The organism is Arthrobacter sp. FW305-BF8 (genome assembly GCF_021789315.1).
Lineage (GTDB): Bacteria > Actinomycetota > Actinomycetes > Actinomycetales > Micrococcaceae > Arthrobacter.
This window is the reverse complement of the sequence record NZ_CP084561.1, coordinates 1140186-1153024: the sequence shown is the minus strand read 5'-3', so window position 1 is coordinate 1153024 and position 12839 is coordinate 1140186. Positions and strand designations below refer to the sequence as shown.

Below are 12839 nucleotides of genomic sequence, written 5' to 3'. Positions count from 1 at the left end.
GAATCATGAATGTGTGAAAGCAGTTGCTGCCTGGCTCACAAGCCGTGGCGCCTGCCGGATCGCACATTGGGGGGATGAGTGGTGGCGGCCGTTGGGGACCGCCCCCACTCAGCCTTTTTAAGGGCCGGTTTCAGCCCCCGTATGATGGCGAAATAAAGCTCTTTGCCAATGCGTTGCAGGCACTGGCACCGCGGGAGCCGGACAGGCCGCCGCGATGCCTACCGCCGCAGCCTGAAAAAGAAGGTACCCGCCATGAACCGTATCCATTCCCGCCGCTCCGCCCTTGCAGCCACCCTCGCCGGACTGGCACTGGCTCTGACGGCCTGCGGCGGTGGCAGCGGCAGCGGCGGCGGAGGCTCCCAGGCTCCGGCTGCCAGCAGCTCGGACACCTCGCTCAGCGACGTGAAGTCCAAGGGTGAGATTGTCATCGCCACCGAGGGCACCTACAAGCCGTTCAGCTTCCACGCGGAGGGAGCGGGCGACCTGACCGGCTACGACGTCGAGATCGCCCGGGCCGTGGCCGACAAGCTGGGCGTGAAGGCCAACTTCCAGGAAACCCAGTTCGACGGGATCTTCGCCGGCCTCGACGCCAAACGGTTCGACACCATCGCCAACCAGATCTCCATCAACGCGGAACGCAAGGCCAAGTACGACTTCTCCAAGCCGTACACCATCTCTACGGGCGTGATCGTGACGAAGGCGGACAACAGCAGCATTACGAGCTTTGAGAGCCTCAAGGGCAAGACCGCCGCCCAGTCGCTCACCAGCAACTTCTACAAGTTGGCCGTGGACGCAGGCGCCAATGTGCAGTCCGTGGAGGGCTGGGCCCAGGGCGTGACGCTGGTCCGGCAGGGCCGCGTGGACGCCATCGTCAATGACAAGCTCACCTACCTCGACTACGCGAAGACCAATCCGGATGCCGGGCTGAAGATCGCCGCCGAAACCAGTGAGAAGTCAGAGAGCGCCTTCGTGTTCCGCAAGGGCTCCAATGAGCTCACTAAGGCCGTAGACAAGGCGCTGGACGACCTCCGCGCTGACGGGACGCTGGCCAAGATCTCGGAGAAGTACTTCGGCACGGACGTCTCCAAGTAGATGCCGTTGAACTGGGATCTCATCTGGAGCTCCTTCGGCCCTATTGTCACGGGCGCAATCACTGGCACCATCCCGCTGACGCTCGCTTCATTCGCGATCGGCCTCGCGCTGGCACTGCTGGTGGCGCTGATGCGGCTAAGCCGCAACGCCGTGGTGTCCGGCGTGGCGCGGTTCTACGTTTCGGTGATCCGCGGCACCCCGCTGCTGGTGCAGCTTTTCGTCATCTTCTACGGCCTGCCGAGCCTGGGGGTGAAGCTTGATCCGTGGCCCAGTGCCATCATCGCCTTTTCGCTGAACATCGGCGGCTATGCCGCCGAGGTCATCAGGGCCGCCATCCTGTCGGTGCCGAAGGGCCAGTGGGAAGCCGGCCACACCATCGGCATGTCCCGGGGCCAGTCGCTGCGCCGCATCATCCTGCCGCAGGCCGCGAGGGTGTCGGTGCCGCCGCTGTCCAACACTTTCATTTCGCTGGTCAAGGACACGTCGCTCGCCTCGCTCATCCTGGTCACGGAGCTGTTCCGCAACGCTCAGCAGATCGCGGCGTTCAGCCAGGAGTTCATGGTGCTGTATCTCGAGGCGGCCCTGGTCTACTGGATCATTTGCCTGGCGCTCTCCTCCGGGCAGTCCGTGCTTGAAAGGAGACTGGACCGCTATGTCGCCCACTGACGGAGCAGCACAGGCGGCACCCCACGGGGCCGCATCACAGGGCAGACCGGTGCTGTCGGTCCGCAACCTCGCGAAGGCGTTCGGCAGCAACGTGGTGCTGCGGGACATCGACCTCGACGTGCGCCGCGGCAACGTCGTGGCCCTGATCGGGCCGTCTGGTTCGGGCAAGACCACCGTCCTGCGCTCACTGAACGGGCTGGAAACGCCCGACGCCGGGACGGTCACCTTTGCGGGTTCCGGCGCCTCCGCGGGAACCGAGCTCGCGTTGGATTTCTCCGCCAAAGTCTCCAAGAAGGAGATTTCGGACCTGCGGGACCGCAGCGCCATGGTGTTCCAGCACTACAACCTGTTCCCGCACATGACCGTCCTGCAGAACGTCATTGAAGGACCGGTCCAGGTCCAGAAGCGCAAACGGGCCGAGGCGGTGGCCGACGCCGAAAAGCTCCTGGCCCGGGTGGGGCTGGCGGACAAGCGCGACGCCTATCCGTTCGAGCTCTCCGGCGGCCAGCAGCAGCGCGTGGGCATTGTGCGGGCCCTCGCCCTGAAACCCCAGCTGCTGCTGTTCGATGAGCCCACCTCGGCGCTGGACCCGGAACTCGTCGGCGACGTCCTGGGCGTCATCCAGGAACTTGCCGACGAGGGGTGGACCATGGTCATCGTGACCCACGAGCTGGCCTTCGCCCGGCAGGTGGCGGACGAGGTCATCTTCATGGACGGCGGCCTGGTGGTGGAGCGCGGACCGGCCGCAGAAGTCCTCCGGGCGCCGCGGCAGGAGCGGACCCGGCAGTTCGTCCGGCGGCTGCTGCACGAATTCTGACCACTCCTAACCGCCTAGGCCTGCTGTTAGTACGCCGGAAGCGCTGTCGCGGAAGGCCGTCAGCGGCGCGTGAGCCTCAGGGTCACGAGCTGGAACGGCCGCAGCGTGAGCTCCGCGGAGTCCGCCCCGGCCACCATGCCGGTCGCCTCGACCGGCCGCTCGAGCAGGTCCACCGCCTGGATGCCCGTGGCCGGGAAGTTGGCGGTCAGGCGCCCGGCCGAGCGCTGGCCCAGGGATTCGTACAGCCGGACGATGACGTCTCCCGAGCCGTCTTCGGCCAGCTTCACGGCTTCGACCACCAGGGCCGGGTTGTCCACCGTAACCAGCGCCTCGGCCGGGTGCGCGCCGAGCACCGTCCTTGGAGCGAGGTTGGCGCGGTAGCCCTCCTCCACGGCCTCGGCGATTCCCGCTGCCGGCCGGACCCAGACGTCCAGCACGTGCCTGCCGCGGTCGGCCTCGGGGTCGGGGAACTTGGCAGCGCGCAGCAGCGAGAGCCGGACGATAGTGGTGGTCCCGCCGTCGTCCCGGACAGTCCGGGCGACGTCGTGCCCGTACGTGGAGGCATTGGCGATGGCCACGCCGTACCCGGGTTCCGAAACGTGGATCCAGCGGTGCGCGCAGATCTCGAACTTGGCGGCCTCCCACGACGTGTTCACGTGGGTCGGCCGGAAGACGTGGCCGAACTGGGTTTCCGCCGCCGACCGGTCCGCCCTCAGGTCGAGCGGGAAACCCAGCTTGAGCAGCTTCTCGCGCTCCTGCCAGTCAACCTCGGTGGAGATCCCCAGCGACGGGCTGCCCGCCGGCAGGGTGACGCGTTGGGTGATGCGGGAGGACCCGGTGAGCCGTTCCACCACGACGACGGCGTCCCCGCCGTTCCGCTCCAGCCTCACCTCCGCGGCGTCGGTAAGGCTGGTGACGTTCCGCCGGTAGAACTCGTCGATGTCCCAGGCGTCCCATTCGTTGGGGGTGTCCCGGTGCAGTTCCAGGTGGTTTCCGAACTGGCCGGGCGCGATGGCTTCCCGGCCTGTCCCGTGGTCCCGCAGCGACGTCAGGAGCCCGTTGTCATCCAGTACGGCACGGATAATTCCGTTGTCCAGGACGAAGCCGCCGTCCAGCGGTGTGGCTTGCACCTCATCCTCGGTTACCGCATGCACAGCGGCCGTGAGCGCCGGAACTCCGAGGCGGGCGTGCGGGCTCGCGTTGAGCAGGAACTCCTGCGTCCCCTCCCCCAGGAGGGCCGCGGCGGCCTCGCTGATGAGGGCTTCGAGCCCCTTGGCGACGGCCGCGTAGTTGCGTTCGGCGTCCTGGTGCACCCAGGCGATGGCGCTGCCGGGCAGGATGTCGTGGAACTGCTGCAGCAGGACCAACTGCCACAGCCGCTTCAGCTCGGCCGCGGGGTACGTGTACTCCCCACCGGAGCGGACGGCGGCCGTGGCGCACCAGAGTTCCGCCTCGCGCAGGAGGTGCTCGGACCGGCGGTTGCCCTGCTTGGTCCTGGCCTGGCTGGTGTAAGTGCCGCGGTGCAGCTCCAGGTACATCTCACCCACCCAGACCGGCAGCGCTTTGTACTCTGCTTCGGCCTGCTCAAAGAAGCTGCGCGGCGATCCGATCCGGACCTTCGGCGAGCCTTCCAGGTCGGCCGCGCGATGCCCGGCGGCGACCATCTCCCGCGTCGGTCCGCCACCGCCGTCGCCGTAACCGAAGGGGACGAGCGAGATGGTGCCGTGTCCGTGGTCCCGGTAGTTGCGCTCGGCGTGCGCAAGATCCCGGCCGCTGAGCTCGGAGTTGTACGTGTCCACCGGCGGGAAGTGCGTGAAAACGCGGGTGCCGTCAATGCCTTCCCAGTTGAAGGTGTGGTGCGGCATCCGGTTGATCTGGTTCCAGGAGATCTTCTGCGTCAGGAACCAGCGGCTCCCGGCGGCCTTAACGATCTGAGGCAGGGCCGCGGAGTACCCGAAGGAATCCGGTAGCCAGGCTTCCATGCACTCGACGTCGAATTCCTTGAGGAAGAAGCTCTTGCCTTCGACGAACTGCCGGGCCATGGCTTCACCGCCGGGCATGTTGGTGTCGGACTCCACCCACATGCCGCCCACGGGAATGAACTGGCCGGACTTCACCTTCTCCCGGATGCGGGCAAACAGCTCCGGGTAGTATTCCTTGATCCAGGCCAGCTGCTGTGCGGACGAGCAGGAGAAGACGAAGTCCGGGTCCTCGTCCATGAGGGCAACCACGTTGGAAAAGGTCCGGGCACACTTGCGCATAGTTTCCCGGACAGGCCACAGCCAAGCCGAATCGATGTGCGCATGCCCGGTGGCCAGCAGCTGGTGGGCTGACGCGTAAGCGGGCCTGGCCAGCACCTCCGCCAGCGCTGCACGACCGGCGGGCGCCGTGCCGGCGACGTCGTCCGGGTCCACGATGTCCATCATGCGCTCCAGGGCGCGGAGGATCTCGTGCCGCCGCGGCAGCTCGGTGGGCAGCTCGTGCATGAGGCCGCTGAGTGTCAGCACGTCCTGCTGGAGCTCCCACACTGCCCGGTTCAGCTCCGCGATGGCGATGCTGCCCAAACGGTACTGCGGTTCGTTCCCCGCGGTAGCCTTGTCCCCGTACGGAGTCGGCGCGAAGCTCCAGCCCTGGGCAACATCCGGGTTTGCTGCTGCCTCCACATAGAAGTCCACGGCGAGCCCGCTGCCCAGCAGCTTCAGCGGGATGTGCTGGTTGCGGGGCGAGATGGCCTTGATGATGCTGCCGTCCGGCCGCCAGGCGATTCCCTCGCACTGGAAGCCGGGAATCTCCGTGGTAAACCCGAGGTCCACCACAATCTCCACCTCGGTATCCGGGGCGGTTCCCCAGGCATCCGGCACCTCTCCCTGAAGCCGCAGCCACTTTGTGCTCCATGGGCGCCCCCAGGCGGCACCGTGCTCCTGCGGCATGAAGTCCTGGCGCAGGGCCTCCAGGACCGGGACGGGTTCATCCGGGACGTCCCAGCTGGTCAGCTCCAGGGGCACGCTGCGCCCATAAACGGCGGGGGTGATCCTTTCGCGGACAAAGCGGTCCAGACGGACTTCCGTGATCCGGCGGTCGTCGTGCAATGTGTACCTCTTTAGTACGTGAAAGCTGAAGCGGGCTGTGCTGGCTTTCGTGCGGGCATGGGCGTCGCGGTCAGCTTGGGTCCGGGCAGTTCAGCTGCCTTATGAGCGGATCAACGGTTCCATTCGATGGATAAAATCTACTGCGTGGGCGTCCGGCCGCCAAGGGGCCATGCCCCTACTGCGGCACCGGCGAAGGCGTGGAGATGCGGCCTGCACCCGCATAGACGTTCAGGCTGGTTCCCCGGCTGAACCCTGCCAGCGTGACGCCGGTGGACTCGGCCAGCTCCACGGCAAGGCTGGACGGGGCGCTGACCGCGGCGAGCACCGGAATGCCTGCCAACGCCGCCTTCTGGACCAGCTCAAAGGAGGCCCGCCCCGACACCTGGAGCACGGTGTTCGTGAGCGGCAGCCGCCGTTCGCGCAGGGCCCAGCCAACCACCTTGTCCACCGCGTTGTGCCTGCCCACATCCTCCCGGAGGCACAGCAGCTCCGCACCGCCGTCGTCGTCAATCCTGAACAGTCCGGCAGCGTGCACTCCCCCCGTCACGTCGAAGACGGCCTGCGCCTCCCGCAGCCGGTCCGGCAGGGAGGCAAGCGTCTCGACCGGAACGGTGAGCCGGTCGGCGGCGGGGTTGAAGTGCGAGGACTTGGTGACCGATTCAATGGAGTCCGTGCCGCAGATTCCGCACGAGCTGGACGTGTAGACGTGCCGGCCGGTGTCCGGCAGGGGCACATCGGGGCGCAGCTGGGCTTCGACCACGTTGAACGTCTGGACCCCGTTTTCGTCCTCGCCGGCGCAGAACCTGAGCGAGACCAGCTGGTCCGCATCCCAGATGACGCCCTCTGAGACGAGGAAACCTGCCACCAGGTCGAAGTCGTCCCCGGGCGTACGCATGGTGACAGAGAAGGACAGGTTCCCAAGCCGGATCTCGAGTGGTTCCTCCACGGCCAGCACGTCCTCGCGGTGCCGGACAGGGAATTCCAGTGCCGCGGCCGAGCCGTCCAGGACGTAGCGGTGCACCTTGCGTCGTTGCGTTACACGGCCCATGCGAAACTCCGCGCTGAGTGGCTGTTCATGCCTCCATCATTGCACCTCAGTCGAGCACGCACTTCAATCGAACAGGGCACTCCAGTCCACCGGCCCGCTCTGGGCACCTTGCTTGGCGGAGGCGCGGGACCCGGACTTCCGTGCCGGGCTCTTGGGTTTGGATTCCGCGGTCTTCGGCTCAGGGATGGCCGGGCCCCAGGGCAGCGCGAAAGCCGGCACCATCTCGCCGAGCTGCACGCCGTGCGGCGGCACCACCAGGACGCCGTCGGCGGACGCCAGACCGCGCATCATGCCCGGGCCGGTGTGCTGCGCGGGCGAGGCCATGCCGTAGAGGAGGCGGAAGGGCATCAGCCGCGTGCGGCCGGGGTGGGGCTCGAGCATGGTGCCGGAGGGGACTTCCCGGACCGGCGGCAGCTGGCCATGTCCGAGGGCGGCCAGGAGCGGCGCGCCCACCGTGGACAACGCCATCATGGCCGCCAGCGGGTTTCCCGGCAGCCCCAGCACGAAGCGCCCGTCCGGAAGTTCTGCGAGGACGGCGGGGTGTCCGGGCCGCATTGCCACCCCGTCAATGATCAGCCGTCCGCCCAGTTCAGCCACGGCACGCCTGAAGTGGTCGGTGCCGGACTGGCCCGTCCCGCCGGTGGTGATGACGACGTCGGCCGGCAGGTTCAGTGCCTCAGCGAGGCCTGAATCCTCCAGGCCCTCCAGCCATTCCGTGTAGCTGTCCCCGATGCGGACCTGTTCACGGCACAGGCCGCCGAGCATCTCCACCACTGTGGCCAGCTGTGGCCCGAACGTGTCGCGCACCCGCCCGGGCTCGGGCAGTCCCTGTTCCACCACTTCGGAGCCCGTCAGCACCAGCTTGACGACAGGCTTGCCGAGCACTTCCACCTCGTCGTACCCGGCCAGGGCGGCGAGGGCCACATGGGCGGGATTCAGCACGACGCCGGCCCTGACCAGCACGTCCCCGGCGGTTGCCTCTTCTGCGGCCTTCCGGATGTGCTGGCCGTTCCTCGGTTCGCCGGGCCGGGCGGCGCCCCCCAGCGTCAGGACAGGCAGGCCGTCGTCGTCCGTGGACATCGCACCGCTCTCGGTGCGCAGCACCGCCTTGGCGCCCGGGGGAATCAGTCCGCCCGTCACAATCACGCTCGCCTGGTGCGGTGCCAGACGCTGCCCCGGCTCGTCCAGGATCCACGGACCGGATCCGTTAACGGCCCAGCCGTCCATGGCCGACGATGCATAGTGCGGCATGTCGTGCTGGGCGGTGATGTCCGCGGCCAGAGTCCGGCCCACGGCGTCACGCAAGGGCACGGGTGCCCCAGGTATGGGAGCAGCACAGTCGAAGGCGGCCTGCCGGGCCTCCTCCCAGGTGTGCGCCAGGTGCTTCGCCGGCGCGTCCGGCTCCCCCTGAGCCCCCGTCTCCCCCTGCGCGTCCGTGTCCCCCGCACCGGGTTCGGCGTCGGCGCCGGCTTCGGTGTCGGACACAGGCCCGGCTTCGGAGGCGGCGGCAGGTGCGTCGTCGTCAGCGGGTGCATCCCCGGTGGAGGTTGCGTCCTCCGTGGAGTATGCATCGGTAGAGCGGTGCCCGGGCGCGGCTGTCATTCCCCCGAAGTCCCGGTGGGCGCCGAAGTTGCGGCCGTGCCTGCGGCCGGGGTACCCGCAGCAGCCTGCGCCTCATCGGCCGCGTACGCCTTGGCAACGGAACGGGCCACGTCCATCGCGCCCTGCATGGCGGCAACGTCCGGGGCCTGGCCCGCAGCGCATTTGAGGCCGGTGGCCAGCCCTGCTATGAAGGTGGTCAGCGGGGCGGCGGGACGCACCACGGAGTGCGCAGCTACTCCCGCAACGGATAGCACCTCGTTGATGTCCACGTCCACATCCTCGAGCTCGAAGGCCCGCAGCAGCAGACGGCACCACTCCTCCAGCGTTTCGTCCTGGCTTTTCATGCCTGCCTCCAAATTCACGGCGGTCCGGAATGCGGGTCATTGCTCCCGGACAGCTACTCCCAACGCGGCCGCATCGTCCCAGGTGTCCACATCGTCGGTGGAGCCGGCAGGGACAACCACAGCCTGCACGTCAAGACTAGCAAGGAGGGCGAAGACTGAGCCGTGCACCAGGGTATTGCGCGCCGCGGCAGCCTGCACGGCGCGTTCTAGCGCAGCTGTGCCATAAAAACCCGCGAGCGGCTGCAGCCGCCCGTCGGGGGATGCGGCCATGACGCCGTCAGCGCCCGCGCCGGGGAGAGCGTCCCGGAGGGCGCGGACAGCATCGCCCACGCGTGGCATGTCGCACGCGAGAACCAGGACCATGCCCGCGGGGTCTGCACCCTGCAGGGCGGCCAGGCCGGCGGCGATTGCCGCCGCAGGACCTGCAAAAGGCGGATCCTCGCGCGAAGTGAGGACCTCAGCGGGAAGGCCCGCCGCCGCAGGTCCCACCACAACAGTGTGCCGGGCACCCCCGGCAGCCGCGAGGGAGCGCTCAAGGAGCGTGGCGCCGTCGTACATCAGGGCAGACTTGGGTGAGCCGCCCAGTCGCGAGGAGCGGCCGCCGGCCAGGATTATTGCGTCAAAGTCCACCCACCCAGCGTAAGCCTGGAAGGCTCAAACCAGAGTCAGGCTGCTCTTTCCGGAAGCAGGAACGGATCCCACGCCGGCGTGGGCTTTTCCAGCTCCTTGATCTGCCACATGGTGCCCACCGGCGGCGCCGGATCAAACCGGAGCTTCCAGCCCATTTCGCTGGGCGTGTGGTCACCCTTGACGTTGTTGCAGCGAAGGCAGGCTGCGACGAGGTTCTCCCAAGAGTCTGCACCGCCCCGCGATTTCGGCTGGACATGGTCTATGGTGTGGGCTGCCTTGCCGCAGTAGGCGCACCGGTGGCCGTCGCGGCGAAGCACACCGCGCCTGCTCACCGCGGTGATCATGTTGTACCGGGGGCGGATGTAGCGGTTGAGGAGAATCACGGACGGACGGCCCATGATGTCCTGCGGCCCGACGACAGGATCGTCGCCTTCGGCCACCACGCTTGCTTTTCCGGTGAGCACAAGGACCAGCGCCCGGCGGAATGTCACTACCGCCAGCGGTTCATATCCAGCATTCAGAACGAGAGTGCGCATGCACATACCTCTTCACGGCCGCACCCGGCAGAGGCGCGAGGGCCGGCTGCCCTCTGCATGTCCGGGCTATGGATCGACACCATAAGAGTAAACACTCACTAGGCAGATGAGCGAATCGAACACAAGCATCGCCATGGCGTGTCGCCGAAAATTCATGCGGGTGCAAGGCAAAAAAGGACCCCCGCCGTGCTGGCGGGGGTCCTTCCGTAACGCTTGGGGGTCTTAGCCGCCGACGCGGATGAAGACCGGGCCGGAGCCGACGTTCACGCTGAACAGTGCGGTGGTTCCGCCGTTCCAGCCGCCGTGGACGGCCTGGCCGTTGCCGACGTACACAGCGATGTGGGCCAGGCCCATGCCGCCGTTCTGGTAGTAGGCGAGGTCGCCCGGCTGAGCCTCAGCAGCGCTCACGGTGCGGCCGAGGGACAGGTAGCCTGCCGGCCAGCCGTGGTAGTGGACGCCCACAGCTGCGAGTGCGTTGGTGGCCAGGGCGGTGCAGTCCTGGGAGACGCCCAGCTGTGCGTAGGCGGCAGCGGCGATTGCAGCGCCCTTGCCGCTGGCGGCGGTGGTCTTCGGAGCTGCCGGGGCAGCAGTTGCAACGGCTGCCGTGGCCTGGACTGCGGGTGCGGCTTCAGCAACCGGAGCAGCCTCAACAGCGGGGGCCGCTTCCTGGACCTTGACGACGGGCTTGGGGGCCTCGACGACGGGAGCCGGGGCGGTGGAGACAGCGGGCTTCTCGTAGGAGATCGCGATGCTGGACGCAGCGGAAATCGTGGCCGGCGCAGCGGACTGGACCTCCAGCGTGGAGGCCGGAGCGGATTCGCGCTGAACGTTGGTCTCAGCAGCGTTGGCGGCGATGCCGCTGGTCAGGACGAGACCGGAAGCAGCAGCGATAACTGCGGCCTGGCGGCCCACACCACCGGCGTTGTCGCCGACGGCCTTGGCAATGACAGCCAGCGAGTTGGTCTTGGTGACCTCGGCGCGGTGGCGTGCAATGGTCGCACGTGTAGTCATTAAGATTTCTCTCTTTCGTGTTCCACGGACCGCGGTAGCAGGACGTGGGTTATCGACGCGCCGGCATCTTGGGGGTAAGCCGGCCCGTCTCGAATCGGATTTTTAGCGAAGGGTGAAGAAGGAGGACGTGCCCGTGGCGGACACCGCGTGCAGGAGCGTTCCGTCCGAGGGGTTCAGCGCGCTGATCATCATGCCGTTGCCGACGTAGATGCCCACGTGGGCGCCGCCGTTCTGCATGACCAGGTCGCCGGGAGCAGGCGTGGAGGTGGGCTTCATGGCAGTCCACGCGTTGACGCGGGGAATGCTGATGCCTGCCTGAGCGTAAACCCACTGGGTGAAGCCGGAGCAGTCCCAGCCGCTGGGGGTGGTGCCGCCCCAGACGTAGGGGTTACCGATGCCGGTGTACGCGATTGCAGCCAGTCCGGACGCTGCGGCTGAGGCCGCACCATCGGTGGACTTGGCGGTGACGGCCTGGGCCGCACCGGCACTCTCGTCGCTGGCCTGGCCTGCATCGCCCGCCTGGCCCTCATCGCTCGACTGCGGAGCAATGATTTCGGCGACCGGGGCAGCCACCGTGGTGACTTCAGGACGCTCGAAAGAGACAGTGGCGGTGGGCGCGGCGGTCACAGCAAGCTGCGCGGCCTGGGATCCGGTCTCCGAGGAGGCGGAAACACCAATGTTGGCGTCGGCTGCGTTGGCAGGCATGCCAACGCTCAGGATGAGACCTGAAGCAGCTGCGATAACAGCTGCCTGGCGACCTACTGTGCCGGCATTGGCGCTAACCGCCTTGGACACGGAGTCCAATGGGTTCATACGAACCGTTTGCGCGCGGTGGCGCGCGGCATTGTGGCGTGAAGACACGAAGGTAGCCTCTCCCAATGCCTGCGAGGTGAGCTGTCGGATTCGGATGGGAGTGCACCCGGCCACTCGGCTTCCTGGGAAGCTTTTGCGACTTAACCCCAAGGCCTTCTTGCGAAGACCAAAATTGGTTCCCCCGCCCCTGCCAGACGATGTAATGCGAACGGACCTTGAGCGGTGGCAGAGCTAGGCAATCCACTCAAGAGCGTCAACTTCGGAAAAGTTGACGCGGTTTAGACGGTACAGCAGTTTGGAGCTAATGTCACATTCAGGTCACGGCATGTCACAGGAATGAGAGTGCTCACTCGGCTTGGCTTAGAGCCAGCCGGTGGGATCAACGACTTCACCGTTGACCATCACCTCGAAGTGGAGGTGGCAGCCGGTGGAGGCGCCGGTGGTCCCGCTCAGGGCAATCGCCTCACCGCGGGTGACCTTCTGGCCAACCTCGACGCTGGAGGACGACAGGTGGTTGTACGTGGTCTCCAAGCCGTTGCCGTGGTCGATGACCACGCGGTTGCCTCCCCCGTATGGGTGCCACCCGGCGAACGTGACCTTGCCGCTGGCCGCAGCAAGCACTTGCGTGCCGCATTGGGCGGCGAAGTCCTGGCCGCGGTGGAACTCACCGGCGCCGCCGGTGATCGGGCTAACCCGGTAGCCGAACGGCGAAGACTTCACGAGCGTGGTCAGCGGCCCGCCCAAGGTGCCCACCGAGGCCGCACGGCTGATGCTGCCGGCAGACTGGGCACTCAGGAGCTGCTTGAGCTTTCCGTCCGGGTCACCGGTGGTGGAGACGGACGTACGGCTGAAGTCGATCTTCGCTGCCGCTTCCGCCGAGACCTTCGGCTGGGCCGGTGAGGCGGCGGACGCGGACGCTCCTCCCTGATGCTCGTCGGCAGCCAGGACGGGGCTGGTGGCGGGGACGGTAACAGTCAGCAGCAGGCCGGTAGCAGCAAGGGCCACTCCAGCCTTTTGCCCAACACCACTGGCCGAAGCGAAATCCGTAACCTGCCGGAACGGACCCCGGCGGCGGCGCGCCTCGCGCTGAGCGTCCCGGGGACGGTCCGCGGCAATGGCCTCCGCAGGGCGCGGCTCAGGAGCGGGACCGGACGCGCGGCGGCGGCCCCGGGCATTCTGCATGGACAAGTA

At 67.4% G+C, this 12839-nt stretch carries 12 protein-coding genes and 1 riboswitch; of the genes, 3 read left to right on the top strand and 9 right to left on the bottom strand.

The window, feature by feature from the left end; genetic code table 11:
* Positions 1-252 precede the first annotated feature (252 nt).
* From LFT45_RS05155 to LFT45_RS05145, 3 genes are read left to right on the top strand one after another with little or no spacing between them, the layout of a single operon-like run.
* On the top strand, positions 253-1092 hold the full coding sequence (locus LFT45_RS05155) for an amino acid ABC transporter substrate-binding protein (protein WP_236807185.1): 840 nt from the start codon (positions 253-255) through the stop codon (positions 1090-1092).
* Positions 1093-1758 carry an amino acid ABC transporter permease gene (locus LFT45_RS05150; protein WP_236807184.1) on the top strand — a complete coding sequence of 222 codons (666 nt, stop codon included), beginning with the start codon at positions 1093-1095 and terminating at the stop codon, positions 1756-1758. It abuts the gene before it with no gap.
* Positions 1745-2575, top strand: a complete 831-nt coding sequence (locus LFT45_RS05145; protein ID WP_272912753.1) for an amino acid ABC transporter ATP-binding protein — start codon at positions 1745-1747, stop codon at positions 2573-2575. Before LFT45_RS05150 ends, LFT45_RS05145 begins: the two co-directional genes overlap by 14 nt.
* A gap of 59 nt (positions 2576-2634) precedes the next feature.
* Here LFT45_RS05145 and LFT45_RS05140 read toward each other — a convergent pair whose 3' ends face one another.
* The 9 genes from LFT45_RS05140 to LFT45_RS05100 all read right to left on the bottom strand — a co-directional run bounded on the left by LFT45_RS05140 (position 2635) and on the right by LFT45_RS05100 (position 12830).
* Positions 2635-5664, bottom strand: coding sequence for an alpha-mannosidase (locus tag LFT45_RS05140; protein WP_236807183.1), 3030 nt, complete (start codon positions 5662-5664; stop codon positions 2635-2637).
* Positions 5665-5839: 175 nt separating this feature from the next.
* Positions 5840-6712, bottom strand: coding sequence for a formate dehydrogenase accessory sulfurtransferase FdhD (fdhD, locus tag LFT45_RS05135; protein WP_236807181.1), 873 nt, complete (start codon positions 6710-6712; stop codon positions 5840-5842).
* Between the two features lie 63 nt (positions 6713-6775).
* Entirely contained in the window at positions 6776-8314 is a 1539-nt protein-coding gene (locus LFT45_RS05130) for a molybdopterin molybdotransferase MoeA (protein WP_236807174.1), read from the bottom strand.
* Positions 8311-8658, bottom strand: a complete 348-nt coding sequence (locus LFT45_RS05125; RefSeq protein WP_236807172.1) for a DUF6457 domain-containing protein — start codon at positions 8656-8658, stop codon at positions 8311-8313. The genes LFT45_RS05130 and LFT45_RS05125 overlap by 4 nt, the downstream gene beginning before the upstream one ends.
* Positions 8659-8694: 36 nt before the next feature.
* On the bottom strand, positions 8695-9288 hold the full coding sequence (mobA, locus tag LFT45_RS05120) for a molybdenum cofactor guanylyltransferase (RefSeq protein WP_236807170.1): 594 nt from the start codon (positions 9286-9288) through the stop codon (positions 8695-8697).
* A 35-nt stretch (positions 9289-9323) separates the two neighbouring features.
* Positions 9324-9824 carry an HNH endonuclease gene (locus LFT45_RS05115; protein ID WP_003804664.1) on the bottom strand — a complete coding sequence of 167 codons (501 nt, stop codon included), beginning with the start codon at positions 9822-9824 and terminating at the stop codon, positions 9324-9326.
* Positions 9825-10046: 222 nt separating this feature from the next.
* Positions 10047-10835 (bottom strand): NlpC/P60 family protein, encoded by a 789-nt coding sequence (locus tag LFT45_RS05110; protein WP_236807168.1) that lies wholly within the window; start codon positions 10833-10835, stop codon positions 10047-10049.
* A 102-nt stretch (positions 10836-10937) separates the two neighbouring features.
* Positions 10938-11630: a C40 family peptidase gene (locus tag LFT45_RS05105; RefSeq protein ID WP_440158988.1), complete on the bottom strand. Its 693-nt coding sequence runs from the start codon at positions 11628-11630 to the stop codon at positions 10938-10940.
* 70 nt (positions 11631-11700) lie between these two features.
* Positions 11701-11872, bottom strand: a riboswitch (cyclic di-AMP (ydaO/yuaA leader).
* A gap of 136 nt (positions 11873-12008) precedes the next feature.
* Positions 12009-12830, bottom strand: coding sequence for a M23 family metallopeptidase (locus LFT45_RS05100; RefSeq protein WP_236808974.1), 822 nt, complete (start codon positions 12828-12830; stop codon positions 12009-12011).
* Positions 12831-12839: the final 9 nt, after the last annotated feature.